The 201-nt window shown below is 56.7% G+C and carries 1 protein-coding gene; it reads right to left on the bottom strand.

Features of this window, described 5'->3' with window-relative positions; all coding sequences use genetic code 11:
• A partial coding sequence (locus tag M992_RS14580; protein WP_162200750.1) for a VENN motif pre-toxin domain-containing protein occupies nt 1-201 on the bottom strand: 201 nt, incomplete at both ends.

The following is a 201-nucleotide window of genomic DNA, read 5'->3' as shown; positions in this document are numbered from 1 at the left end:
GGTCTTCCCTGCCTCTGCGGCATTTGCTGCACTGGAGGTATCACCGCCTACTAAACCACCCGCAATACCTGCCGCCAGACTCGCAAATGCACTCACCGTGGCTTTTTCATCTTCCGTAAGTTGACTTGCAGGTTTGCTATACAGTTTCTCGGACAGCATTCCCACCGCTTCGGCCGTCATCGCACCCAGCGATTGCGCGCC

Source organism: Moellerella wisconsensis ATCC 35017 (assembly GCF_001294465.1).
Taxonomy (GTDB): Bacteria; Pseudomonadota; Gammaproteobacteria; order Enterobacterales; family Enterobacteriaceae; genus Moellerella; species Moellerella wisconsensis.
The sequence above is the reverse complement of the archived record's forward strand: the minus strand, read 5'-3'. Positions and strand labels throughout refer to the sequence as shown.